This is a genomic window from Crystallibacter permensis (assembly GCF_025960875.1).
GTDB classification, from domain to species: domain Bacteria; phylum Actinomycetota; class Actinomycetes; order Actinomycetales; family Micrococcaceae; genus Crystallibacter; species Crystallibacter permensis.
Window position 1 is genome coordinate 1 of sequence record NZ_JAODLR010000013.1, and the last position, 24,984, is coordinate 24,984.

The following is a 24,984-nucleotide window of genomic DNA, read 5'->3' on the forward strand; positions in this document are numbered from 1 at the left end:
CCATACCCACGATTCTTCCAGCCACCGATCCCGGAACCCGGTAATTCACCCGGCGTTTTAAACCACCGGCCGGCTAATGACCCACGCTCCTAGAGGACGTAACGCGGCTCGGGGGCGCGTCCGCCGCTGAGGCATAGTTAAGCCATGACTTCGCAACCCGCCGGCACGGCAGACAAGACGATCCTGGTTCTCAACGGCCCCAATCTGAACCTGCTGGGCACCCGGGAGCCGGCCATCTACGGCTCGGCCACGCTGGCAGACGTGGAGCAGCTCGCCGCGCAGACGGCCAAGGCCCACGGACTGGGCACCACCTGCTTCCAGTCCAACCATGAGGGCGAGCTCATCGATGCCATCCACGGCGCCCGCGGCACCGCAGCCGGCATCGTGATCAACCCCGGCGCCTACACCCATACCTCCGTGGCACTGCGGGATGCGCTCTCCGGCGTCGAGCTTCCCGTGGTGGAAGTGCACATCAGCAACATCCACCGCCGCGAGGAGTTCCGCCACCACTCCTACATCTCCGGTGTCGCCCAGGCTGTCATTGCCGGCGCGGGCATCAGCGGCTACAAGTTCGCCATCGACCTGCTCGCCGAAGCCCTCTGACCCGATGGACTCGGTCAACGGCGCCGGCCCGGACCGTGGCAGGAGCGCCGGCACCGGCGCGGATCCGGGAACGGTTTCGGGCACGGCGGACTGGTACCGCAATTTCGGCCTACATGAAGCCCGCGGCCAGTCTGGCTGCTATGAGGAGTGGGCGCTGGCCATCAGCCAGGATCCGCAGCTGCTGGCCCTGATTGACACGCTGCCGTATGCCAAACGCCAGCCGAACCTCGTCCTCGCCGCAGCCAGGTTCCTCGGTGCCGGCAACACGCCCTATGCGGAATTCCGGCGGTTCCTGTTCTCCCGCTGGCCACAGGTACGCCAGGTCATCCTGACCCGCTCCACGCAGACCAATGAACCGGGCCGCTGCGCCGTTTTCCTGCCCTCCCTGGCCTGCATCGCCGCGGCCGAAGGCAAACCGCTCGCGTTGCTGGAGGTCGGCGCCTCGGCGGGGCTGGTGTTATTTCCGGACCGCTACCGCTACCAATACAACGGCGGGCCGATCCTTGCGGGGCCGGCCTCTGCCCCGGACGCGCCGATCCTGCCCTGTGCCGTCACCGGGCCTGCACCGCTTCCGTCCGAGCTGCCGACGATCAGCTGGCGGGCCGGCATCGATCTGAACCCGCTGGACAGCACAAACGACGACGACGTCGCGTGGCTCCATGCGCTGATCTGGCCGGAACAGGAGTTCAGACGGCAGCGGCTGCGGGCGGCCCTGGAGATAGCCCGGGAGGATCCACCGCGGCTGGTGGCCGGCGATCTCAACCAGCGCCTTGCGGAAGTGGTTGCCGAGGCACCTGCGGAAGCGGCCGTCGTCGTACTTCATTCAGCGGTGCTGGCCTACCTGGCTCCGCCCGAGCGGCGGAAGTTCGCGCAGACGGTGCGGGAACTCGGCGTGAACTGGCTGTCCAACGAAGGCGCGCAGGTGCTGCCGCAGCCCGGCGACGGGACCGAAGGCATCGACGCCGACCATGTCCGCGGCAGGTTCGTGCTCCGGCACAACGGCCGTCCGGTTGCGCTCACCGGCCCGCACGGGCAGTCGCTGGACTGGCTCTGACACCGACCGGAAGCTCGGGGGCCTGCCGCTACTTCCGGATGCACTGCCCGGCGGAAACTGTCTCCTGGTACACCATGGCGTTGTCGATGACCGGCTGGATTTCCTCCAGCGACAGCGCGTAGCCTACCGGCACGTCATCGGTGGCTTTGGCGAAGACGAGACCGGCAATGCGCCCGTCCTGGTCCAGCAGCGGGCCGCCGGAGTTCCCCTGTTCCACGTCGGCGGCCAACGTGTAGACCTCCAGCTCCTCCGGGTCCGCGCCATAGATGTTCTGCACCAACACGGTGGACAGGCCCTGCACCGTGGCGGGCTGGCTCTGGAACGGGCCGCCGGCCGGGTAGCCCTGGAAGGCGGCCAGCGTACCGTCGGCCAGCTCCGCCCCGATCGGAAGCGGGCGCACGACCAGGCCCTCCACGGCAAGCACGGCGATATCGTGAACCGGGTCGAAATACACCACACGGCCCGGCAGGACCCGGCCGTCCGGGATCTCCACGACCGGCTCATTCACCGACGCAACCACATGGGCGTTAGTCATCACGCGGTCCGGCGCAATCACGAATCCTGAGCCGGTCTGGTTCTGCCCGCATTGGAATGCGGTGCCGGCAATCTTCACCACGGACTCGGCGGCCTCGTTCAGCGCGGCCGTGTCCGCGCCTGCGTCCGGCACCTGCACCGGCTCGGCGGGCGCCACGCCATCGATCACTTGCGGAATGCCGTCCTGCACGGCGATGGAGCGGGCCTGTGCCAGCAAGGACTTCACCGGGGCAGGCGTCAGGGAGTCGATGGTCTGGATGACCTTCGAACCGGCGATCTGCTGCGAGACAAACGGCACACCCAAAGCGCTGATACTGAAGGCCAGCATCGACATCACCAGGGCAGCGACGGCCACGTTGGCGGCTCCGCCCAGCAGCCGGTCCACGGGTCTCACCGGGGGAAAGTCGAGCCTTCGCCGGATTGCCCGGCCAATGCCCGAGCCCATGGCGTGGCCCAGGATCACCAGCAGGACCGCGGCGGCGATGATCGCGGTCAGGCGCCAACCGGGGTCCGGCACCCACATGCTCACAAAAGGAACCGACAGGAACGCGGCGATGGCGCCCAGGACAAACCCGACAATGCCACCCAGCGTCACCAGGAAGCCTTTGCGCAACCCCCCGACCAAGTAGGCGAGCAGGATCAGGATCAGGACTATGTCCAGGATCGTCAGGCCAAAAAGCAAGCTGTCTCCATCGGGGCCGGAAGTTTAGGCATTAGTCTAGTATCCGAGGCTGGGAATATGCCGGGCCTATGCGTCGTTCTGCGCTACGGCACCCTCAGACAACGCTGTCTCCCATTGCACTGACCACTATTTTCCTCACCCCTAAGCGAAACGCGCCTGTGGAAGATGTCACAAGTGCTTTACATACGGCAAAATGGGAGGCAGTGCCTAGCTGACGAGCAGCCGGCTGACCGCCGCAAGACCGAAACAGGAGACTCCATGGACATTGAGATACTACGCCGCGCACCGCTTTTCGCATCCCTCGACGATGATGTGTTTGCCGCACTGACCGACGAGCTGACCGAGGTGGATCTCTCCCGCGGCGCCTCCGTGTTCCGTGAAGGCGATCAGGGCGATCAGCTGTATTTCATCGTCTCCGGCAAGATCAAGCTCGGCCGTACCGCTGCCGACGGCCGCGAAAACCTGGTGGCCATCCTCGGCCCGGGCGAGCTCTTCGGCGAAATGGCGCTGTTCGATCCCAGCCCGCGCAGCACCTCGGCCACCGCAGTCTCCGAGACCCGCCTGGCCGGCCTGAAGAACGAAAACCTCCGCGGCCTGCTCGAAACCCGCCCCGAGGTCTCCGCCCAGCTGCTGCAGGCACTGGCCCGCCGCCTGCGCCGCACCAATGACTCGCTGGCCGACTTGGTCTTCTCGGACGTTCCCGGCCGCGTGGCCAAGGCCCTGCTGGACCTCGCCGACCGCTTCGGCCGTCCGGCCACGGACGGCGTCCTGGTGGCCCACGAGCTGACCCAGGAAGAGCTGGCCCAGTTGGTCGGCGCTTCGCGTGAAACCGTCAACAAGGCCCTGGCCGAGTTCGTCCAGCGCGGCTGGTTGCGCCTGGAAGCGCGCGCGGTGGTCATTCTCGACATCCAGCGGCTGCGCCAGCGCTCCCGCTAAGTCCTTCCATTAATAACGACGGCGACGGTCACCTTGGAAGGGGTGACCGTCGCCGTCGTTATTTGTACCGCGGGAAACATTACCGTCCGCGCTGGAGCGAACCGCCTTCGGGGGCGGTAAGGGTTTCGACTTCGAGCATCGGCTCACCCTCCACCAAAACCAGTTCCGGATGGTAGACGCGCAGCGGCCGCTTATGGGACAGGTAGGCAATGCAGCCGCGCGCGGAAGCAATCTTTTCGAGAATTGTTTCCACCGCAGGTGAGGAGACCTCGCTGAGGTTCAGCCCGCGGGTGTCATCCTGGTCGGCCAAATCCCCGAGTGAGGAGGTACTCCGCTCGGCGATCACTTTGCCCGCGCCGATCCAGGACGCCCAGACACCCTTGCCGCTGAGCAGGCTGGGCTGCTGGCTGACCGGCTGCGCCGCGGCGAAGTACCTCGTGTCGAACCGGCGGTGGGCGAAGTCCGGGCTGAGCCACCGCGAGAGCGGCTTCAACAGGTCGGTGCGCAGCCCCAGTCCCCAGCGGTCCAGCAGCTGGGGAAAGCTCTTTTCCTGCTCCGCGACCGCCAGACGGGCGCGCATCCATTCCTCGCTGTCGCCGCCCTCGACCAGGGATGACTCGTCCTGCCCGGCCAGCAGGATGCCGGTCTCTTCGAACAGTTCCCTGATGGCGGCAACCACGAAGGCCCGGGCTTGCTGATGATCTTCCAGACCCATCATTTGCGCCCACTTGGCCGCCGACGGCCCGTACCAGGGTACGGGCTCGAAGTCCGCCTCGTCGTCGATGGTGCCCCCGGGGAACGCGATGGCACCCAGCGGCGAACTGCCGGAGCGGTACCCAAGGTAAGTCTGGGTACCCTCCGGGCTGTCGCGGATGAGGACCACGGACGACGCGTACCGCGGTTTGCGCGGCGTGCGCTCGCCATGGTCAAACCAGCTGCGCGCAGCCTCCAGTTGATCCGGCGGAAGCCGGAACAGTCGCTTGGTCTGCCGGAGCGGACTAGCTGAACTCGGCAATCAGTTCCACCTCAACCGGAGAGTCGAGCGGCAGAACGGCAACGCCGACGGCGGAACGGGCATGTGCGCCTGCCTCGCCGAAAACCTTGCCGAGCAGCTCGGAAGCGCCGTTGATAACACCGGGCTGGCCGGTGAAGTCCGTCTCCGAGGACACGAACCCGACTACCTTGACGATCCGTGTGACACGGTCCAGGTCCCCGATGACGCTCTTGACGGCGGCCAGTGCATTGACGGCGCACGTGGCAGCGAGCTCTTTCGCCTGTTCAGCCGAGACAGAACTTGAGACGTTGCCCACTTTGCCCTTGGCTGCCAGTTCACCGTTAACCATCGGCAGCTGGCCGGAGGTGTAGACATAGTCGCCGGACACGACGGCGGGCACGTAGGCGGCCACGGGAGCGACCACTTCGGGCAGGGTCAGGCCAAGTTCAGCCAGGCGCTCTTCTACAGCGGAAATGCGGGACTGCTGCGGCTGCGTCATGTTACTGCTTCTCTCTCTTCAGGTAGGCAACGAGGTTGGTCGAATCAGGCCCAGGCACTACCTGCACGAGCTCCCAGCCGTCCTCTCCCCATTGGTCCAGAATCTGCTTCGTGGCGTGAATAATCAGCGGAACTGTGGCGTATTCCCATTTGGTCATAAGTCAACCGTAACGCGTGCTTGTAAACTAGAGCCCATGCCGGCTCGTAAATCCCCTTTTTTTGACACTGCTACCACGCTGGGCAAAATCATGGCGTTCCTAGGTATCAGTGCGCTCTGCGGCGTGCTCGCTGCCGGATTGCTGGTGCCCGCAGCGGCCGTAGCCGGTGTGGGGGCGACCTCGTCCATCGACTATTTCGACCAGCTGCCGGATGAGCTGCAGACCAGCCCGCTCTCCCAGCCCTCCAAGATCTACTCGGCGGACGGCAAGCTGATTGCCACCTTCTATGCCGAGAACCGCGTCCCCGTGACGCTGGACAAGGTCTCCGAACACATGCAGAACGCCATCATCTCCATTGAAGATGTGCGCTACTACGAGCATGGCGGCGTGGATCCGCAAGGCATCATGCGTGCGGCCATGAGCAACGTGGCCGGCGGCGACCTGCAGGGTGCCTCCACCCTGACCATGCAGTACGTGAACAACGTGCTTATCGACGCCGGTGCTTCCGCCGGCAAGAGCGCCGACGAACTGACGATCAGCGGCACCAAGTCCATCGGCGACAAGCTGCGCGAAGCCAAGCTGGCCATCGCCGTCGAAAAGGAATACTCCAAGGAAGAGATCCTGCAGGGCTACCTGAACATCGTGCTCTTCAGCGGCCAGACCTACGGCATTGAGGCCGCGGCGCAGACCTTCTTCGGGGTGCCGGCAGCCAAGCTGAACATCGCACAGTCCGCCATGCTGGCCGGCATGGTGCAGTCCCCCAACTACTTCAATCCCGTATCCAATCCGGAAGCGACCATCGAACGCCGCAACACGGTTCTCGCCGCGATGCTGAGCAACCAGAAAATCACGCAGGAAGAGTATGACAAGGCGGTGGACTCGGACCTCGGCATCGACCTGCAGCCGGTTCGTTCCGGCTGTGTCGCCGCGAACTTCGCGGACTACTTCTGCAGCTATGTGCAGCACGTCATCATGCAGTCAGACGCCTTCGGTGCCGACGCCACGGAGCGCTCCAAGCTGCTGGCACGCGGTGGTCTGAACATCCAGACCACCCTGGATTCCCGCCTGCAGAAGTCCGCCCAGGAAAACGTTGAAGAGCAGGTTCCCATGGGCGACGAGTCCGGAGCCGGTTCGGCCATGGTGAGCGTGGAGCCCGGTACCGGCAAGATCCTGTCGATGGCCCAGAACACCAATTACAGTCCGGAACAGGACGCCAAGAACACAGAGCTGAACTTCAACGTGGATGCCGACATGGGCGGCACTGCCTACGGGTTCCAGCCCGGCTCGACCATCAAGCCGTTCACCACGGTGGCGTGGCTGGAGTCCGGCCGGAAGCTGAACGATCGGATCGATGCCAGCCGCACCAAGTATCCGGCCGGCTACGACTGGAAAGCCAGCTGCCTGCCCGCCGGCGCCTGGTTCGGCGAGTGGGACTTCAAGAACGCAATCTCCGGCTGGGAGCGGACCATGACGGTCAGCGAAGGCCTGACAAAGTCGATCAACTCCGCCACCGCCGCGCAGGCCGCCATCCTGGACCTCTGCGACATCCGCGATGCCGCCACCCGTATGGGCGTGCACCGCGCCGTCGACGGCGAGCCATTCGAGGTCAACAACCCGTCCTTCGTGATCGGCGGCCAGGAAGTCGCGCCGATCACCATGGCAGCTTCCTTCGCCACGTTCGCCAGCGGCGGTATCTACTGCAAGCCCATAGCGCTGGCGTCGGTCAAGGATGCGCAGGGCAAAGAATACGAAGTGCCCAAGGAATCCTGCGAGCGGGCCATCTCCAAAGATGTTGCCAACGCCGTGACCATCCCGCTGGAGAACCTCGTGTCGGACAGCCCGGGCTACATGCGGCCCATGGGCTTCCCAGCCGCTGCCAAGACCGGTACCACGGACGTGTCCGAGCAGACCTGGACGGTCGGCTACACCACCGGCCTGGCCACCGCATCGTGGGTGGGTAACTGGACCTCGTACGATTCGCTCAACAACATTCCCATCAATGGCGTTACCCGCGACTACGTGGACGGCGCTACCATCGCCGGTGCCCAGTGGACTGAATACATGATGGACGTTGCACCGCTCTACGAGACGGCTGCGTTCGACAATCCGCCGAACAGCATCGTGAACCCGGCGCAGTCCCAGCCCCGGCAGTCCCAGAACAACGGGGGCAGTTCGGACAACGGCGGAGGTTCAAACAACGACGGCGGCTCCGACGACCGCGGCAACGGCAACAACGGGCGTGGCAACGGTGGAAATGGAAATGGAAACGGCAATGGTAACGGCGGCGGAAATGATGACGACTAACCATGGACGTTGAACACTTGCGCAAGCAGCTCCGCACAGCCGGCCGCGTGGCACTTGGTGTCACAGCGGCCGGCGGTGCCGCCTTTGCCTACGGCAGCCTGATTGAGCGCAACCTCTTCGGCGTGCGTGAAGAGACCCTTGCCATCCTGCCGCCCGGACGCCGTCCGCTGAGGATCCTGCATCTTTCGGACATCCATATGACCCCGGGCCAGAAGCGCAAGCAGCAGTGGTTGCGTTCCCTGGCATCCTTTGAGCCGGATCTGGTGGTCAATACCGGGGACAACCTCAGCCACCGGCAGGCCGTGGAACCGTTGCTCGAAGCCCTCGCTCCCCTGCGCGAGTTCCCCGGCGTCTTTGTTCCGGGCTCCAACGATTACTACGCGCCGATACTGAAGAACCCCTTCGGCTACTTCACCGGCCCGTCCGACCAGCCCAACGACTACGCGGACCGGGAGCTGCCCTGGCGCCACATGCATGCCACCTTCAGCACCTCGGGCTGGATGGACCTGACCAACCGCCACCAGTCCATGGTGCTCCACGGGCTGCGCCTGGACTTTACCGGCGTCGATGACCCGCATCTGGAGCGCGACCGGTACACGGGCTATCCGCACGGTTCCTCGACCTCCGAGGCAGCGGACCATGTGCGCATCGCCGTTGCACACGCCCCGTACCAGCGCGTGCTGGACTACTTCACCGCGGATGACCCGGACCTCATCCTGGCCGGACACACCCACGGCGGCCAGGTCTGCATCCCGGGCTACGGCGCATTGGTGACCAACTGCGACCTGCCCACGTGGCGGGCCAAGGGCCTGACGTACTGGGAGCACGCGGGCCGCAGCGTGCCGTTGAACGTCTCCGCCGGGCTGGGCACGTCCCGGAAGGCCCCGGTGCGCTTTGCCTGCCGCCCCGAGGCGGTTCTGCTGAACCTCACGCCCCGCTCACCCTAACGATTCCGGGGTCGGTTCAGGCCCGGCGGGACGACATCAGACCGTGTGTCCAGCGTCACCGGGTCCCCGATTTCAGCTTTCGGCCCTTTCTCCGCTATTCTTGAACAGTTGCTTTTGCTGCTGTGGACAACGACGGCGGAGCAAAGGTTTCGGGGTGTGGCGCAGCTTGGTAGCGCGCGTCGTTCGGGACGACGAGGTCGCAGGTTCAAATCCTGTCACCCCGACGAAACCAGCAGGAAAGGCCTCCGGCCGGCAGCAATGCCAGGCCGGGGGCCTTTCTTCTTGCCAGCTTGATCTTTCGGCCAAATACACAAAGTATTGGTTGCATGGGTGCAACTGAGCGCAAGGCAATCATCATCGGAGCCGGAATCGGCGGGCTGTCTACGGCCTTGGCCTTGCAGAACACGGGCTGGAAGGTCCACGTATTGGAACGCTCCGGCACCTTGTCGCCTTCCGGCACCGGCCTGTCCCTCTGGCCCAATGCGCTGGCCGCGCTGGAACGGCTTGGCGTCCTGGACGAGGTACTGGCGGCCGCAGTTCCGGTCCGCGGCGATGTGCTGGACATGGACGGCAACCCGATCATGCTGCTGGAGCAGCTGGATGTCCGCCGCCGCTACGGCCTGCCCATCCAGATGATCCACCGCGCGGACCTCACGGCCATCCTGGCCAAGCCTCTGGCGGTCAACACTGTGCACCTGGGCCTCAACGCCGTCGGCTTCCAACCCGGCTTTCCCAGAAGTACCGTCGAACTCGACAACGGCGGCCGGCAGAGCGCCGAACTGGTAGTCGGTGCGGAGGGGCTCTACTCGGTGGTCCGCCCCGCACTGATCGGCCGGGACAAACCACGCAGCTCGGGCACCACGGCCTTCCGCGGCGTGTGCGACGCGGCCGGGCTGGACCTCGACTCCGTCCCGTGGGGCGAAATGTGGGGAGACGGCGGCGTTTTCGGTGCCACTCCCCTCTCCGGGAACCGCATCTACTGGTACGCCACGGCGCCCAAAGAAGAGCTGGCGGGCGCCGGCCAGGACGGGTGGAAGATGACGGCGATCGAGAACTTCGCCCACTGGCACCCGGGTATCGAATCCGTCCTCGTCAAGACCGAGGAAAGCGCCATCATCGCGCACGAGCTCTTCGACCGGAAACCCGAGCCGGTCTGGTCCGGGCGTTCGGCCACGCTGGTCGGCGACGCGGCCCATCCCATGCTCCCCTTCCTGGGACAGGGCGCCTGCCAGGCGCTGGAAGACGCCGTCGCGCTGGCAGACGCGCTGGCGGGTAAGGATTCGATTGCGGACGGTTTGGTGGAGTACGAATCGATCCGCGCGCCGCGCGCCAACGAAATAGTGGAGCGCTCACGGACCATGTCGCGCCTGGCCCAGCTGGACTCCGCGCCGCTGCGCAAGGCACGCAATACCACCATGCGGCTGCTACCCAAAGCCCTCAGACTCCGCCGTCTGGACGCCGTGGTGGGCTACGAGGGGCATTGACTTACGTGCCGGTCCGTACTGCAATGGCTTAAAGGGCTGTGCAGTTAGGAGGTCCCGGCCATGAACCTCACGGACTACGGTCAACTGCTGCTCGCGGGCCTGGCCGTCGTCGCCATAGTCGCGGCAACCACATGGGCTGCCGGGCGGGGAATCGACCGTCCGGATGACCTGGACAATACCTTCTGGTACGGCTTTGCGGGCCTGTCCTGCGCCCTAACGCTCGTCTTCCTGGCCTCGGCCCTCAGCGCCACCGCGGCATCGGTCCTGATGGCGCTGCTGCTGCTGACGCTGGTTCCGGCAGGCCTGCACCTGCGCCGCCGGTGGCTGGCGGGAAGCCAGTCCGCGGATACGAATGCCGCAGCGCCCTTGTCCGCGCAGCACGATGCGCTGATCAAGCGGTGGCTGCAGTACGAGCTGGATCCAGCCGCCGCGGCCGCTGCCCCGGCGCTGAGCGATGCGGCCAACCCTGCAACTGCGGCCATGCTGCGCGGAATGCGGCGCGCCGAACTGTTGCGGCCTGACAGAGGGCAGCACGGAACCGGCGGATTCAGCCGTGGCAGCGAGGAACTGGCGGCCTATGCCGGGGCCGTCACCGAATTCGGGCGGCTGCTCGCCGCAGCCGAACGGGAGGCCGGGCTGCCGGTTGACGAGGCGGCACACTCCATTGCCCGCCCCGTCAGCGAACCCGGCCCTGCCGGCCGTGTTATGCCTGCAGTCAGGAGAACTGCCGGCCAGTGAGCCGCTCGTACGCCTCCACATAGCGGGCCCTCGTCTTCTCCACGATGTCCTCCGGCAGGGCCGGCGGCGGCGTATCCGATGACTTGTCCCAGCCGGATTCGTCCGAGGTGAGCCAGTCCCGGACAAACTGTTTGTCGAAGGACGGCTGGGCCTGGCCCGGCGCATAAGTGGCCGCGTCCCAGAAACGGGAGGAATCCGGCGTCAGGACCTCGTCGCCCAGGGTGATCTCCCCGGTTTCCGGGTCCATCCCGAACTCCACCTTGGTATCGGCCAGGATGATGCCCCGTTCGCGGGCGATCTCCTCGGCCCGGCGGTAGATCTCCAGTGTTTTCTTGCTCAGCTGGGCGGCGATATCGTCGCCCACCATGGACACCACGGCGTCGTACGTAATGTTCTCGTCGTGTTGGCCCACTTCGGCCTTGGCCGAGGGGGTGAAGATAGCCGGCTCCAGACGGGAACCGTCTACCAGTCCCTCGGGCAGCGGGATGGCGCAGACTGTGCGGGACTCGCGGTACTCCGCCAGGCCGGAGCCGGTGAGATAGCCGCGGGCGATGCATTCCACCGGGAACATGTCCAGCTTCTTGCAGACCATCGCGCGGCCGGCAACGGCCTCGGGGACATCGGTAGACACCACGTGGTTGGCCACACCCTGAAGCTGCTCGAACCACCACAGGCTCAGCTGGGTCAGGACCCGTCCCTTGTCAGGAATCGGCGTGCCCAGTACATGGTCGTACGCGCTGATCCGGTCGCTGGCCACCACCAGCACGGTCTGCGCATCATCCATCGGATCCGGCAGCCGGTGCCGCGCCGCAGACTTATTGTTGGACTGTGCGGAGGCCTCGGCCGGCTGCGCGGGAATATAAAGGTCGCGTACCTTGCCGGAGTACACGTGCGTCCAGCCGGGCAGCTCCACGTGTTCGGGGTTGAAGTTCATGCCAGATCCTTTGCTGCTGTTTCGTTTCGCTGGCCGGGCAGGACGATCTCGCCGTTGGCAGCCTTAAGTCCGATATCCGTGCGGTGCTGTGAGCCGTCCAGGTGGATCAGTTCCACGCCGTCGTAGGCCTTTTCCCTTGCCTCCACCAGGTCTTCACCCAGGGCGACGACGGCGAGTACCCGCCCGCCGGCGCTGACCACCTTGCGGTGCTCGTCCAGGGCGGTGCCCGCGTGGATCACGTGTACGTCCTCGAGTGCGTTGGCTTTCTTCAGCCCGCGCACCCGGTCCCCGGTCCGGGGCTTGCCCGGGTAGTTCTCCGAAGCGACAACCACGGTCACGGCGCTGCGCCTGGACCAGTTCAGCTGTTCGGACGGGTCCAGCTCGCCCTTGGCCGCGGCGAGCAGCAGCCCGCCCAGCGGGGTACGCAGGCGGGCCAGCACCGCCTGCGTCTCGGGATCGCCGAAGCGTGCGTTGAATTCGATCACGCGCAGGCCGCGGCTGGTCAGGGCCAGGCCGCAGAACAGGACGCCGACAAAAGGCGTGCCGCGGTTGGCCATTTCGGTGATCGTGGGCATCGCCACGCGCGCCATGACCTCGTCCACGAAGCCCCGCGGCAGCCACTCCAGCGGCGTGTAGGCGCCCATACCGCCCGTGTTCGGGCCTTCGTCGCCGTCGTAAATCCGTTTGAAGTCCTGCGCCGGCACCAGCGGAACGGCCCGCTCGCCGTCGGAAATCACAAAGAGGGAGACCTCCGGGCCATCCAGGTATTCCTCGATCACCACTTCCCCGCCGGCGTCGAAGCAGGACTGTGCGTGGGCCAGGGCCTCGTCGCGGTCCTCGGTGACCACCACGCCCTTGCCCGCGGCCAAGCCGTCGTCCTTAACCACGTAGGGAGCGCCGAAGGTGTCCAGCGCCGCGGCTGCTTCCTCCGCGTTGACGGCCACCCTGGCCATCGCCGTGGGCACGTTGGCCGCGGCCATGATCTGCTTGGCGAAGGCTTTGGAGCCTTCAAGCCGGGCAGCTTCCTTACTCGGCCCGAAGACCGCGATGCCCGCTTCGCGCAGCGGATCCGCCACGCCCGCAGCCAGCGGCGCCTCCGGCCCGATGACCACCAGGTCGGACTCCAGCCGTTGCGCGAGCGCCAGCACTGCTGCCGCGTCATTGGCGTCAATGTCGTAGGTGGGCACTATCTGCGCGATGCCCGCGTTTCCGGGCGCTGCATGCACCTCGGTCACGTAGGGGTCGCTCAGCAGGGCTCGGACAATTGCGTGCTCGCGGCCGCCGGGGCCAATCACAAGTACCTTCACAACGTCTAAGCGTACTGGGCTTAGAGCGCGGTGCCCGAAGTGTTTCAGCGGACCTAAGCCGCCGCCTAGACTTAGGGGCATGCCCGAAACCTTTAAAGCTGCCGACGCCGTCGAACTGGCAGTCGTGGAACGCAATGGCTTCATCGAGTCCCGCCACCTGGGCTCGGCCGTCGTGATGGCCGCGGACGGTTCCGTGGTCACCGAACTCGGCGACATCAGCGCCCCGATCTTCCCGCGGTCCGCGCTCAAGCCGTTCCAGGCCCTGGCCTCGATGCAGTCCGGCGTCCCGCTGCGCGGCGTCCAGGTAGCTCTGGCCTGCGCTAGCCATACCGGCTCGCTGGAGCACATGGATGTGGTCAACGGCATGCTCAAGGCCGCCGACCTCACCGACGAAGACCTGCAGTGCCCGGCGGCCTGGCCGCAGGACGAGACGGCGCGGGGCTGGCTGGTCCGCACCGACCGCGGCCGGCAGCGCGTGGCGTTCAACTGCTCCGGCAAGCACGCCGGGTTCTTGTGGGCCTGTGCGGAAAACGGCTGGGACACCAAGACGTACCTGCATCCGAACCACCCGCTGCAGCGCCGCGTGATGGAGATTATCGAGGAGTACACCGGCGAGCGGATCTCCCATCTGGCCACGGACGGCTGTGGCGCCCCGGTGCCCGCCGTGTCGCTGACCGGACTGGCTCGCGCCGTCGGCAAGCTGGCCAAAGCCCCCTCGGACAAGAACGCGGATGCCCGCGCGGCCACGATCGCCACCGCAATGGTGGACTACCCCTGGGCAGTCCAGGGCCACGGCGAGGAAAACACCGTGGTCATGGAGGACCTGGAGATCATCGCCAAGCTCGGCGCCGAAGGCGTGATGGTGATGGGTACGGATACGGGTGTCTCAGTTGCGGTGAAGATTCTCGACGGCGGGGCCCGGGCGGCGTCGCTGGTGGGACTCACGCTGCTGGCGGCCGCCGGTGCGCTCGACGCGGAGAAAGTCGGCCCGGTGCTGGAAAAAGTGGTCAAACCCGTGCTCGGCGGCGGCGAACCGGTGGGCCGTATCCGGCTCGCGGCTCCGGTAATGGCACTCCTGGACTAACCGGGCGGGAAACGAAGAAAACATGGGATTACGACGGCGGATCGCACCTGCCGACGGCCACGCCGCCTTGAGCGCGTGGCTAGGCGGGGCGACGGACCGCAAAACCACCGCTACTGCCGTCCGGTTTTCGCTCGAGGAACTGGCGGAGCGGGCGCAGGGCAACAGCGTGGAAGTGCGGGTACCGCCGTTCGGTGTCACCCAGTGCATCGAGGGCCCGCGGCACACCCGCGGCACACCGCCCAACGTGGTGGAATGCGACGGTGCCACCTGGCTGACGCTGGTGACCGGCACCGAAAACTGGAGCACCGCCGTCGAAAGTGGAAAGGTCTCCGCCTCGGGGCTGCGGGCGGAACTGGCGGATCTCCTGCCCCTTTTCGCTCCGGACCATGGCGCTACCGGCAGCCGGTAGGCTTGAACCATGAGTTCCGAGCACGTTCCCGCTGAACCAGCCGAGCCCCGCGAGCCGGCCGGTTCCGGTTCCCCCAATCGTCGCGAAGTGCGGTTGCGCCGCGCACCCAAATTCGGTCCCTTCATGGGCCTCGGGGTTGTCCTCGGAATCATCGTGGCCGCCGTCTCCGCCTACACGGGCCCGGAAAACGCGGAGTTCACCCGCAGCTCCATTTTCGGTTTCCTGGCCGTACTCTTCGGCATCGCCGGCATGCTCCTCGGCGCCCTGGTGGTCTTGATCCTGGACCGGATCAGCATCAAGCGCAGCGAGAAAATGATGGCCGTGGAAACCCCGGAACAGACCGACCCGGAACAAGAAGAGCGCTGAGCCGGATTTAGCGGGCTGCCGGCCACATCAACTGTTGATCGGCAGTGCCGTTGCTCACGCTGGATCCCCCCGGCCCCAAGGACGGCGCGCCCGGCTGGTCTTAGTTGCCGTAATCCGTTGCCCGGGTCCGTTATTAGCGTGAGACAATACTGGGGTGGCACGCGGTGACGGAAAACTTTCCCATGATCTTCTCCCCGGCGAAAAGGGACCCCAGGATGCCTGTGGCGTCTTCGGAGTCTGGGCCCCAGGCGAAGAAGTAGCAAAACTTACCTACTACGGCCTGTACGCTCTGCAGCACCGCGGACAGGAGTCCGCGGGTATCGCCACGAGCGACGGCAAGCGCATCAATGTCTACAAGGACATGGGGCTGGTGTCCCAGGTCTTCGACGAGACGACGCTGAACACGCTGAACGGCCATATCGCCGTCGGCCATTGCCGCTACTCCACTACCGGCGGCTCAACCTGGGCAAACGCGCAGCCGACCCTCGGCGCAACCGCCACGGGCACCGTGGCGCTGGCGCACAACGGCAACCTGACCAACTCCGCCGACCTCTACGACAAGGTCATCGAGAAATTCGGCAAGCAGGCCCGCGGCGAGCTGGCCCAGGGCAACACCACGGACACCGCCCTCGTGACAGCCCTGATGGCAGGTGAACCCGGCCAAAGCCTCGAAGAGCGCTCGATGGAGCTGCTGCCGAAACTGCGCGGCGCCTTCTGCTTCACCTTCATGGACGAAGGAACCCTCTACGCGGCACGCGATGAGTCAGGTGTCCGCCCGCTGGTCCTCGGCCGGCTGGAACGCGGCTGGGTTGTCGCGTCCGAAACTGCTGCCCTCGACATCGTCGGCGCCTCGTTTGTGCGCGAAGTCGAGCCCGGTGAGTTCATCGCCATCGACGAGAACGGCCTGCGCTCACAGCGCTTCGCGGAGAAGAAGCCGGCTGGCTGCGTCTTCGAATACGTCTACCTGGCCCGCCCGGACACCTCCATCAATGGCCGCAGCATCCACGCCGCGCGCGTGGAGATGGGCCGCCGTCTGGCCAAGGAACACCCCGTTGACGCCGACTTGGTCATTCCGACGCCGGAATCCGGCACCCCGGCGGCCATCGGCTATGCCGAGGAATCGGGCATCCCCTACGGACAGGGCCTGGTCAAGAACGCTTACGTCGGCCGTACCTTCATCCAACCGAGCCAGACCATCCGCCAACTGGGCATCCGGCTGAAGCTGAACCCGCTCCGCAGCGTGGTGCAGGGCAAACGCCTTGTCGTCATCGACGACTCGATTGTCCGCGGAAACACCCAGCGGGCGTTGGTACGCATGCTTCGTGAAGCCGGCGCGGCGGAGGTCCACGTCAGGATCTCCTCGCCGCCCATCAAATGGCCGTGCTTCTACGGCATTGACTTCGCCAGCCGGGCAGAACTGATCGCCAACGGAATCGGTGTGGCTGAAGTCCGCGCCTCGCTTGGCGCGGATTCGCTGGGCTACATCTCCGAAAACGGCATGATCGAAGCCACCGAGCAGCCGCGCGAGAAGCTGTGCACGGCCTGCTTCACCGGCGAATACCCGATCGAGCTGCCGGATGCCAGCCGCCGCGGCAAGAACCTGCTGGAACAGCCGAATGCCGAGGAACAGGAGCACGGTTCCTGCGACCCGGGCCCGGACTCGGATTTGGAAAACCTCCTGACTGACGATGACAAGAAAGAGCGAGTATGACCTCCCCTGACCTGGGCGCCAGCCAGATCACCTATGCCAGTGCCGGCGTTGACGTTGAAGCCGGAGACAAAGCCGTTGAGTTGATGAAGGGGGCCATCAAGGCCACCCACAACTCAAATGTCATCGGCGGGGTGGGCGGTTTCGCCGGGCTCTACGATGTCTCCGCACTCCTGAAGTACCGCAAGCCCCTGCTGGCCACCTCCACCGACGGCGTCGGCACCAAGGTCGCCATCGCGCAGGCCATGGACATCCATGACACGATCGGCTTTGACCTGGTGGGCATGGTCGTCGACGACATCGTCGTGGTCGGCGCCGAGCCGCTGTTCATGACGGATTACATCGCCTGCGGCAAGGTTGTCCCCGAGCGCATCGCCGACATCGTCCGCGGCATCGCGGCGGCCTGCGAGGTCGCCGGCACCGCTCTGGTCGGCGGCGAAACGGCCGAGCACCCCGGCCTGCTGGGTGAACACGAGTACGACGTCGCGGGCGCAGCCACCGGCGTGGTGGAAGCAGACAACCTGCTGGGCCCGGACCGGGTCAAGGACGGAGACGTGGTCATCGCCATGGCCTCCTCCGGCATCCACTCCAACGGCTACTCGCTGGTCCGCCGCGTGATCAACCACGCCGGCTGGGCCCTTGACCGCCAAGTCTCCGAACTGGGCCGGACCCTTGGCGAAGAGCTCCTCGAGCCCACCAAGGTCTACGCAGCGGACTGCCTCGATCTGGCACGCTACGAGGCGGCCGGCGTGCACGGCTTCAGCCACGTGACCGGCGGCGGTCTCGCTGCTAATCTGGCGCGCGTGCTGCCGCAGGGCCTAATGGCCACCGTGGACCGTTCCACCTGGGAACTGCCGGCCATCTTCAAGCTTGTCGCCCAGCTCGGCAATGTTCCGCAGGCAGACCTGGAACGCACCCTGAACCTAGGCGTAGGCATGGTTGCCATCGTGGACGCTGCGGGTGCCGATGCTGCCCTGGCGCGGCTGAATGAGCGCGGTATGACCGCGTGGGCCATGGGCACCGTCGGCGCTGTTGATGGTTCGCTGTCCGGGCCGGACTTCGTCCAGGGTGCCAAGGGTGTCGACGGCGGAGCCGTGCACCTCGTCGGCACCTACGCATAGCCTCACCCGTGTCCCTGGTGCCAGACTGGGCACATGGGAGCATTCGTCGTCGTTGTTTTTGTGCAGCCGGTTGCTGCCGGCCTCACGTTCGAGCGTTCACAATGGCCGCTGCACATAACTTTGGCGCGCTTTGACACGAAAGAAAACGCCGACGTCGTTATGAACCGCCTCGGTCCGGCGCTGACCCGGCACTTGGGCTTCCGCGTGTGGATCGGCGGGGACGACTATTTCGGCCGCAACGGCACGGTGCACGTCTCGCTGGTGGAACCGGAGCCCCGCCTGCAGCGTCTGCATGAGGAATGCCTGCAGGCTGTTGGCCCGGATGCTCACCTCCTGGGCCCGCACCACACCGGCAAACATTTCCGGCCGCATGTCAGCCACACGGTGGGCCGGCTTCAGCCCGGCGACGACGTTGCGGTGCGGCAGGCGGCGTTGGTGGACATGCGGCCGGACTCCGACAGCCGGTTCCGCAGGGTGCTGGGCGTTTGGGATAGCGACGCGGAGGCCGGTGGAGCCTGCCCTTAAACGCCTCTTAGCGGCGTGCCAGGCACGCCGCTAAGAGATGAGATTCAATGCTGAAAGAGCCGGCAACTGCCCGGCGACATTCAGCCGATGCGGCGAGTTTCCTCGTCCTCATCGTCGAATTGATCTGCGTATTTGTCCTCATACGCCGAATAGTCCGGCTCAGCCGGTTCCTCCGGATACCGGCTGGAGGCACTACTCTTAGACGCTGCCAGCTCACGCTGGAGCGCCGTGTAGTCAGTGTTCGGGGTGAAGTACTTCATCTCCCGAGCCTGCTTGGTTGCTTTTGCCTTTTGACGGCCGCGCCCCATGGCGTGACCCCCTTTATCGCCTCGATCCGGAGGTGGTCGCTCGGGCGACGAGCGAGGCCCCGGAATGTTTGATCAATTCTGTCGTATATCTAGGGTACATGCTTTCTTCGGGTCCCGTTGCCGCAGCACAGGCAACGAAGTTCGCAAAATCCGGCTCGTCATAGCCCGGTCCGGTCGCGATAACCTGCATTGGCGCCTGAGAGTTGGCTAAAGTCGGGAGTAACGGACATTTCCGCAGAGCGCGGGGCAGGTATCAGGAAGGCAATTTTCCCCATGAGCGAACAAGGCAAAAAGCCAGACGACGCCGCAGCGGCGGCCGAACCGGAGGCTGATGCCGCGCCCGTCGCGGAGCCGGAGCTGGAGACGAACCCCGAGGAGCTGGAGTTTTCGGAACCCAAGCTCGAGCAGGCCCAAATCGGTAACGATGCCGCGCGCGAAGCCGAACTTGATGTCGTTGCCGCCGAAACCGAGGCTGCGGCAAAAGAAGCCGAAGCGGCCGGCCAGCAACTCGGCCGCGGCCGGAACACGGATGTTCCGGCTAGCGCGGCAGGCACCGCACCTGCCGGCGCGGCGGCAGGCGATACAGCGGCCGCGTCCGGCGGCGAAACCAGTGCGGGGCTCAGCCTGGAAGCGGCGTCGCCGCAGCCGCAATGGGCCCCGGAGGCTACGGATGACAAGCAGTGGGACCGGATCTTCGACGCGGTCCAGATTTCCGCCGCTGCGCAACAGCCAGACGGCGGCACCACTGCCCCCGAGGAGAAAGCCACCGATGCCGGTTCACCCGCCCCGGCGGAGGGAGATCCCGAGCCGCAGCCCGGCGCAGCCACTCCCCCGCCCACCGAAGACCCCGGCACCGTACCTCCGTCGCAATGGACTCCTGCTCCAGGGAATTCCGACGGCGAGACACCGCCGAACACCTGGTATTCGGTCGGCCAGCCGCCCGCAGGAAAGAAGCCGGCAGCAGCCGCTGGTCCCACAGACAGGCCCCGGGGCAAAGCCCTGCTGTTCATTGGCCTCGGCATTGTCGCCGCCATCGTGATTATCGTGGTGATCATCATCAGCCTCCTCAACAGGGGCGGCGAACCAACCGGTACCGCCGCGAGCTCGTCGCCGGCCGTTGCGAAGGAGTCGCCGGGCGCGGACGGGATCATCGCCGAAGACGTTTCGCCGTTCGACTTCGAAGAGGGCCAGTGCTTCATCGACTTCGAAGCGGCCACGCAGAATGCCACCGTCGTCAGCTGCGAGACCCCGCACGCTGCCCAGCTTGTCGGCACGTATTTCTACGAGGAGGCCGACAAATTCCCGGGCAAGGACGAACTCAACGTGCAGGCCGAGGAATTCTGTTCCGCCATCGAGCTGAACGACAAGGCCGACGAGTACGAGAACTTGCGCAACTCCTACGGCATGCCGTCGGAAGGCACCTGGCAGGAAGGTGACCGCCGCATCGACTGCTTTGTCATCTCCGACGAAGGCAACAATATCTCGGCGTCCCTCATCGGCGAATAAAAAAGCAGCAGAGCCTGCCCCATGCGGGGCAGGCTCTGCTGCTTTACGCGCGGGGCGGGTGCTACTTCGCCCGGACGGTCAGGCCTTCGGCACCGCCCTCGAGGGAGACATCGGAGACGTCCACCAGGACGGTGTCACCGTCCGAAATGTCACCGGAGAGCAGGCCGCGGGCCAACCGGTCGCCGATCTCCCGCTGCACCAGGCGGCGGAGCGGACGGGCGCCATACGCAGGATCAAAGCCGGTCAACGCCAGCCACTCGCGGGCGCCGTCGGTTACCTCCAAGGTGAGCCGGCGCTCATTGAGCCGGGCCGCGAGCGACTGCACCTGCAGGTCCACGATCCGGGACAGCTCTTCGATGCTCAGCGGATCAAACATGATCACGTCGTCCAACCGGTTCAGGAATTCCGGCTTGAAGCTCGCGTTGACCACCTTCATGACCGCTTCGCGCTTCTGCCCGTCGTCCAACATCGGGTCAACCAGGAACTGGGAGCCCAGGTTGGAGGTCAGCACCAGGATCACGTTGCGGAAGTCCACCGTACGTCCTTGGCCATCGGTGAGCCGTCCGTCGTCGAGCACCTGGAGCAGGATGTCGAACACTTCCGGATGCGCCTTCTCCACCTCGTCCAGCAGCACTACCGAGTACGGCCGGCGGCGGACCGCTTCGGTCAGCTGGCCGCCTTCTTCATAACCGACATATCCCGGAGGGGCACCCACGAGGCGGGACACGGAATGCTTCTCCGAGTACTCGCTCATGTCGATCCGGACCATAGCCCGCTCGTCATCGAACAGGAAGTCCGCCAGCGCCTTGGCCAGCTCGGTCTTACCGACGCCCGTGGGTCCCAGGAACAGGAAGGAGCCCGTGGGCCGGTCCGGATCGCTGATCCCGGCCCGGGCCCGCCGGACGGCGTCGGACACAGACGTTACCGCCTTGGACTGCCCGATCAGGCGTCCTCCGATGAACTGTTCCATCTGGAGCAGCTTCTGCGACTCCCCCTGCAGCATGCGCCCGGCAGGTATGCCCGTCCAGGCCGAGATGACCTCGGCGATATCGTCGGCGCCCACGTCCTCGGACACCATCAGTTCCGGTGCTTCCGTCTGGGTTTCGGCTGCCTGGGCAACATCCAGGTCCTTCTGCAAGGCAGGGATTTCACCATAGAGAATACGGGAGGCCTCGGCCAAGTCGCCGTCGCGTTGGGCCTTGTCCGCCAGGCTTCGCAGTTCATCGAGCTTGGCCTTCAGATCACCCACCCGGTTCAAGCCGGCCTTCTCTGCTTCCCAACGGGCATTAAGGGCAGCCAGCTGCTCCTTCTTGTCAGCCATATCAGCGCGCAAAGCCTCGAGCCGCTCCTGCGATGCCACATCCGTTTCGTCGGCGAGGGCCAGTTCCTCCATGGTCAGCCGGTCAACGGCGCGGCGGAGCTGGTCGATCTCCTCGGGAGCGGAGTCGATTTCCATCCGCAGCCGGGAGGCGGCTTCGTCAACCAGGTCGATCGCCTTGTCCGGCAGCTGCCGGCCGGCGATGTACCGGTTGGACAAGGTAGCCGCGGCGACCAACGCCGAGTCGGCAATGGAAACCTTATGGTGCGCTTCGTAACGTTCCTTCAGGCCGCGCAGGATGCCAATGGTGTCATCCACGCTGGGCTCCCCTACATAGACCTGCTGGAAACGGCGTTCCAAGGCCGGATCCTTCTCCACGTTCTCGCGGTATTCATCCAGCGTGGTCGCGCCGATCAGCCGCAGCTCACCGCGGGCCAGCATCGGCTTGAGCATGTTGCCCGCATCCATGGATCCTTCGGAAGCGCCGGCGCCGACGACGGTGTGGAGCTCGTCGATAAAGGTGACGATCTGCCCGTCCGAGTTCTTGATTTCCTCCAGCACGGCCTTGAGCCGCTCCTCGAATTCACCGCGGTATTTGGCGCCGGCCACCATGGAACCCAGGTCGAGGCTGATCAGCGTCTTGCCCCGCAGGGACTCCGGGACATCCCCGGCGACCATGCGCTGCGCCAGCCCCTCCACAACAGCGGTCTTGCCGACGCCCGGCTCACCGATCAGTACAGGATTGTTCTTGGTGCGGCGGGAGAGAACCTGGACAACGCGCCGGATCTCGGAGTCGCGCCCGATGACCGGATCAAGCTTGCCGGAGCGTGCGATGGCGGTCAGGTCCACACCAAATTTCTCCAACGCTTGAAACGTGTTTTCCGGATCCGCGCTGTCCACCCTGCGGTCACCGCGCACGCCGGGCAGCGCCGCCCGCAGAGCTTCATGTGAAGCGCCGGCGTCCCTCAGGATTTTCCCGGTGGCAGCCGAGTCAGCCGCCAGCCCCAGCAGCAGGTGTTCGGTGGATACGTAGGAGTCACCGAGCTTTTCGGCCTCCTGCTGGGCAACATTGATGACTTGCAGAATGGGGCGCGAGTACTGGGCCTGGGCCACCGAAGATCCGGACGATGCGGGCAAGGCCTTGATGGCCGAGCTGGCCTGAACGCTGACCGCATCTGGATCAGAGCCCGTGGCTTTCAAAAGTGCGACGGCGACACCATCGCGCTGGTCCATCAGCGCCTTGAGCAGGTGCGCCGGCTCGATCTGGGGGTTACCCGCCGTCGAGGCGTTCATGGCAGCGGAGGAGAGAGCCTCCTGACTCTTGGTAGTGAATTTGGCGTCCAACACGAGCTCCCTTCCTTCAGCTGTTAGTGCATAACTTCAACGCAACTAAGTTGAGTGTACTACGCTCAACTTTGAAAGTAAAGTTATCCACAGCCCCTGCGACGGCGATTACTCTTATCGTGGCATCCGAAAATAGGTACGTGAAGGGAAGCTGTTGGATAGCGCGTATGACTCCTCGCGCGACGGCACTAGGCTGGTGTCATGGCAGGAATTCCGGCGGTAGGGCCACGACAGGCAGTCCATGGAAACAACACTGCAGACTGAGCGCCTGATCCTTAACCGGCCCCGGGGCGAGGACGTGGACCCCATGTTCCGGATCCTCTCCGACCGGCGGACAACGCGGCACAATCCCGGTGACGCGCTGGGCTGGCGCGAGGAAGCGGAAGGACTGTTCGCCCATTGGGAGGACCAGTGGGACCGTCACGGTGTGGGCTACTTTGCCGTCCGGTTACCTGACCGCACAGACCCGATCGGTTTTGCCGGCGTCAAACATGTACTGCTCGACGACCGTCCCGTCCTCAATCTCTACTACCGGCTGGAACATCGGTCCTGGGGAAAAGGCTACGGGACGGAGGCCGTGCGCGCCGTCGTCGTGCATGTGAACGAACTGTTGGAACTTCCGCCCATCATGGCCCGGGTCAAGCCTCGCAATGTCGCCTCCGCAAAAATTGTTGCGGGTCTGGGTTTCATTCCGGCACCCGGCCTGGACTTGGCTGCGGATGACGAGCACGAGGACGTCTATGTGCTCAACTGGGACAGGCATCTCTGATCGATAAAGGAAAACATGCGCATCATTGAATTCGCGTCGTTGAAAGCACAGCCCTGGCGTAATGGCGGCGGCGTTACGCGTGAGGTTGCGCTGGGTGGCACGGCAACGGAACCGGCATGGCGGCTGAGTATTGCCGACGTCACGGCGGCCGGCGCCTTCTCCGCTTTCCCCGGGATGGAGCGCACCTTCACCGTGATCGAGGGGGACGTAGTTGAGTTGACGGTCGACGGCGTTGCGCGCCGACTGGAGCGGTTCCGCCCTTTTAGGTTCGACGGCGGCAGTACCACCTCATGTGCGCTGCCTACCGGTGCATGCCGTGCCCTGAACGTCATGACCCGCAAGGATTCCTTCGGTGCCGGCGTCCTCATCGCAGAGCTCTCCAAGAAGCAACCGCTGCCGCTCCAGCCGGACCAGTTCCTCGTGCTGCTGCAGGGGCAGGCGCAGGTTTTGGACGGAACCGCTACACGGGCTCTGGCGCCATTCGACACCGTTACCGGCAGCATTCCACAGGCTGAAGCACCCACGGCAGTAACGGGCGAGCCGCAAAACGATGTTCCGCGCCCGCCCGAAATCAGCGGCCGAGGTTTCGCCGCACTGGTTTCGGTCTTCGCCCTGTAGCGTGGCCAAGCGACCTATCTGCCGTCGCTGGCATTGTTTTCAACTTTTACCGCGGAGACCTCGAACTCGAGCAGGATCCGGTCCGACACCAGCACGCCGCCGGAGTCCATCGCTGTGTTCCATTTGACGCCGAAATCCTGGCGGTTGATCCGGCGTGTGCCTTCGAAACCGGCGCGCAACTGTCCACCCGGGTCCCGTTCAACGCCGACGAATTCGATGGGAATGGAAAGCTGCTTGGTCATGCCGCGGATGGTCAGATCCCCGTTGACGATGAAATTGCGCTCTTCCACCTGGTCAATGTGGGTGCTGACGAAAGTGATCTCAGGGTAGTTCGGCGCGTCGAAGAAGTCGTTGGTCCGCAGGTGTCCGTCCCGCTGTTCGCTGCGCGTATCTATGCTGGCCACTTTGATGGCGAGCTTAACGGACGAATTGGACGGGTTCTCGACATCGGCATGGATGACCCCGTCGAACTCATTGAAGGCGCCCCGTACTTTGGTGACCATGGCATGCCGGGTGGAAAATCCTATGCGGGTATGTGCCGGATCAAACCGCCACTCTCCGGACAAATCGGCCGTGAGCTCAGACATTGCTGCCTCCTGAATATAGGGCATAGGCATTGCCTCCCCAGGCAGATGGATGTGTCCGGCCCATGAGTAAATAGCCTGAACGGCTATGCAGGTAATTCCAGCACATCCGTAGGCAGAATGCACCTGTTTTCCACCATGAATGAGGCCT

At 65.1% G+C, this 24,984-nt stretch carries 25 protein-coding genes and 1 tRNA gene; 17 read left to right on the plus strand and 9 right to left on the minus strand.

Going from position 1 to position 24,984, the window contains the following annotated elements; genetic code table 11:
• The first annotated feature begins 144 nt into the window (after positions 1–144).
• Together aroQ and B0G38_RS14715 are read left to right on the plus strand one after the other, a co-directional pair.
• Positions 145–603, plus strand: a complete 459-nt coding sequence (aroQ, locus tag B0G38_RS14710; RefSeq protein ID WP_264670105.1) for a type II 3-dehydroquinate dehydratase — start codon at positions 145–147, stop codon at positions 601–603.
• A gap of 4 nt (positions 604–607) precedes the next feature.
• Entirely contained in the window at positions 608–1,657 is a 1,050-nt protein-coding gene (locus B0G38_RS14715; protein ID WP_264670106.1) for a DUF2332 domain-containing protein, read from the plus strand.
• A gap of 28 nt (positions 1,658–1,685) precedes the next feature.
• On the opposite strand, the gene B0G38_RS14720 is transcribed toward B0G38_RS14715, so the two are convergent.
• Positions 1,686–2,873, minus strand: a complete 1,188-nt coding sequence (locus B0G38_RS14720; protein ID WP_264670107.1) for a MarP family serine protease — start codon at positions 2,871–2,873, stop codon at positions 1,686–1,688.
• Between the two features lie 258 nt (positions 2,874–3,131).
• On the opposite strand from B0G38_RS14720, the gene B0G38_RS14725 reads away from it, so the two are divergent.
• The gene (locus B0G38_RS14725; RefSeq protein WP_074701094.1) at positions 3,132–3,809 is read left to right on the plus strand and encodes a Crp/Fnr family transcriptional regulator; all 678 of its coding nucleotides are present in this window, start codon (positions 3,132–3,134) and stop codon (positions 3,807–3,809) included.
• 79 nt (positions 3,810–3,888) lie between these two features.
• Here B0G38_RS14725 and B0G38_RS14730 read toward each other — a convergent pair whose 3' ends face one another.
• Genes B0G38_RS14730 through B0G38_RS14740 form a run of 3 tightly spaced genes read right to left on the minus strand, consistent with a single transcriptional unit; the run spans position 3,889 to position 5,459 of the window.
• Complete coding sequence (locus B0G38_RS14730) at positions 3,889–4,824, minus strand: NUDIX hydrolase (RefSeq protein WP_264670108.1); 936 nt, start codon at positions 4,822–4,824, stop codon at positions 3,889–3,891.
• Complete coding sequence (locus tag B0G38_RS14735; protein ID WP_264670109.1) at positions 4,808–5,302, minus strand: RidA family protein; 495 nt, start codon at positions 5,300–5,302, stop codon at positions 4,808–4,810. Before B0G38_RS14735 ends, B0G38_RS14730 begins: the two co-directional genes overlap by 17 nt.
• Position 5,303: 1 nt before the next feature.
• Positions 5,304–5,459 (minus strand): DUF4177 domain-containing protein, encoded by a 156-nt coding sequence (locus tag B0G38_RS14740; protein ID WP_074701091.1) that lies wholly within the window; start codon positions 5,457–5,459, stop codon positions 5,304–5,306.
• A gap of 90 nt (positions 5,460–5,549) precedes the next feature.
• Between B0G38_RS14740 and B0G38_RS14745 the strand changes: the two genes are divergently transcribed.
• From B0G38_RS14745 to B0G38_RS14765, 5 genes are all read left to right on the plus strand, one after another.
• On the plus strand, positions 5,550–7,763 hold the full coding sequence (locus tag B0G38_RS14745; RefSeq protein WP_264670110.1) for a transglycosylase domain-containing protein: 2,214 nt from the start codon (positions 5,550–5,552) through the stop codon (positions 7,761–7,763).
• 2 nt (positions 7,764–7,765) lie between these two features.
• The gene (locus B0G38_RS14750) at positions 7,766–8,710 is read left to right on the plus strand and encodes a metallophosphoesterase (RefSeq protein WP_264670111.1); all 945 of its coding nucleotides are present in this window, start codon (positions 7,766–7,768) and stop codon (positions 8,708–8,710) included.
• A gap of 150 nt (positions 8,711–8,860) precedes the next feature.
• Positions 8,861–8,934 (plus strand) — tRNA-Pro (locus B0G38_RS14755).
• 102 nt (positions 8,935–9,036) lie between these two features.
• Entirely contained in the window at positions 9,037–10,194 is a 1,158-nt protein-coding gene (locus B0G38_RS14760) for an FAD-dependent monooxygenase (RefSeq protein ID WP_169993580.1), read from the plus strand.
• Positions 10,195–10,254: 60 nt separating this feature from the next.
• Complete coding sequence (locus tag B0G38_RS14765) at positions 10,255–10,932, plus strand: hypothetical protein (protein ID WP_264670112.1); 678 nt, start codon at positions 10,255–10,257, stop codon at positions 10,930–10,932.
• Here B0G38_RS14765 and B0G38_RS14770 read toward each other — a convergent pair.
• Both B0G38_RS14770 and purD read right to left on the minus strand, forming a co-directional pair.
• Positions 10,910–11,866 (minus strand): phosphoribosylaminoimidazolesuccinocarboxamide synthase, encoded by a 957-nt coding sequence (locus B0G38_RS14770; RefSeq protein WP_264670113.1) that lies wholly within the window; start codon positions 11,864–11,866, stop codon positions 10,910–10,912. The genes B0G38_RS14765 and B0G38_RS14770 overlap by 23 nt on opposite strands.
• On the minus strand, positions 11,863–13,173 hold the full coding sequence (purD, locus tag B0G38_RS14775; protein WP_264670114.1) for a phosphoribosylamine--glycine ligase: 1,311 nt from the start codon (positions 13,171–13,173) through the stop codon (positions 11,863–11,865). Before purD ends, B0G38_RS14770 begins: the two co-directional genes overlap by 4 nt.
• 79 nt (positions 13,174–13,252) lie before the next feature.
• Between purD and B0G38_RS14780 the strand changes: the two genes are divergently transcribed.
• From B0G38_RS14780 to B0G38_RS14805, 6 genes are all read left to right on the plus strand, one after another.
• The gene (locus tag B0G38_RS14780; protein WP_264670115.1) at positions 13,253–14,257 is read left to right on the plus strand and encodes an asparaginase; all 1,005 of its coding nucleotides are present in this window, start codon (positions 13,253–13,255) and stop codon (positions 14,255–14,257) included.
• A 22-nt stretch (positions 14,258–14,279) separates the two neighbouring features.
• Positions 14,280–14,666: a sterol carrier family protein gene (locus tag B0G38_RS14785; protein ID WP_264670116.1), complete on the plus strand. Its 387-nt coding sequence runs from the start codon at positions 14,280–14,282 to the stop codon at positions 14,664–14,666.
• A gap of 9 nt (positions 14,667–14,675) precedes the next feature.
• Positions 14,676–15,032, plus strand: coding sequence for a hypothetical protein (locus B0G38_RS14790; RefSeq protein WP_264670117.1), 357 nt, complete (start codon positions 14,676–14,678; stop codon positions 15,030–15,032).
• A 154-nt stretch (positions 15,033–15,186) separates the two neighbouring features.
• Positions 15,187–16,743, plus strand: coding sequence for an amidophosphoribosyltransferase (gene purF, locus B0G38_RS14795; RefSeq protein WP_264670118.1), 1,557 nt, complete (start codon positions 15,187–15,189; stop codon positions 16,741–16,743).
• Positions 16,740–17,861, plus strand: a complete 1,122-nt coding sequence (purM, locus tag B0G38_RS14800) for a phosphoribosylformylglycinamidine cyclo-ligase (protein WP_264670119.1) — start codon at positions 16,740–16,742, stop codon at positions 17,859–17,861. The genes purF and purM overlap by 4 nt, the downstream gene beginning before the upstream one ends.
• A gap of 33 nt (positions 17,862–17,894) precedes the next feature.
• Entirely contained in the window at positions 17,895–18,386 is a 492-nt protein-coding gene (locus B0G38_RS14805) for a 2'-5' RNA ligase family protein (RefSeq protein ID WP_264670120.1), read from the plus strand.
• 80 nt (positions 18,387–18,466) lie between these two features.
• Here B0G38_RS14805 and B0G38_RS14810 read toward each other — a convergent pair whose 3' ends face one another.
• Positions 18,467–18,694 (minus strand): DUF3073 domain-containing protein, encoded by a 228-nt coding sequence (locus B0G38_RS14810; RefSeq protein ID WP_074701078.1) that lies wholly within the window; start codon positions 18,692–18,694, stop codon positions 18,467–18,469.
• Between the two features lie 273 nt (positions 18,695–18,967).
• Between B0G38_RS14810 and B0G38_RS14815 the strand changes: the two genes are divergently transcribed.
• Positions 18,968–20,200: a septum formation family protein gene (locus B0G38_RS14815; protein ID WP_264670121.1), complete on the plus strand. Its 1,233-nt coding sequence runs from the start codon at positions 18,968–18,970 to the stop codon at positions 20,198–20,200.
• A gap of 61 nt (positions 20,201–20,261) precedes the next feature.
• On the opposite strand, the gene clpB is transcribed toward B0G38_RS14815, so the two are convergent.
• A complete protein-coding gene (clpB, locus tag B0G38_RS14820) occupies positions 20,262–22,862 on the minus strand; it encodes an ATP-dependent chaperone ClpB (protein ID WP_264670207.1) in 2,601 nt (866 codons plus the stop codon).
• A 241-nt stretch (positions 22,863–23,103) separates the two neighbouring features.
• Between clpB and B0G38_RS14825 the strand changes: the two genes are divergently transcribed.
• Both B0G38_RS14825 and B0G38_RS14830 read left to right on the plus strand, forming a co-directional pair.
• Positions 23,104–23,631 (plus strand): GNAT family N-acetyltransferase, encoded by a 528-nt coding sequence (locus B0G38_RS14825; RefSeq protein ID WP_264670122.1) that lies wholly within the window; start codon positions 23,104–23,106, stop codon positions 23,629–23,631.
• 15 nt (positions 23,632–23,646) lie between these two features.
• On the plus strand, positions 23,647–24,249 hold the full coding sequence (locus tag B0G38_RS14830; protein ID WP_264670123.1) for a HutD/Ves family protein: 603 nt from the start codon (positions 23,647–23,649) through the stop codon (positions 24,247–24,249).
• Between the two features lie 14 nt (positions 24,250–24,263).
• On the opposite strand, the gene B0G38_RS14835 is transcribed toward B0G38_RS14830, so the two are convergent.
• Complete coding sequence (locus B0G38_RS14835; protein WP_264670124.1) at positions 24,264–24,836, minus strand: YceI family protein; 573 nt, start codon at positions 24,834–24,836, stop codon at positions 24,264–24,266.
• Positions 24,837–24,984 lie beyond the last annotated feature (148 nt).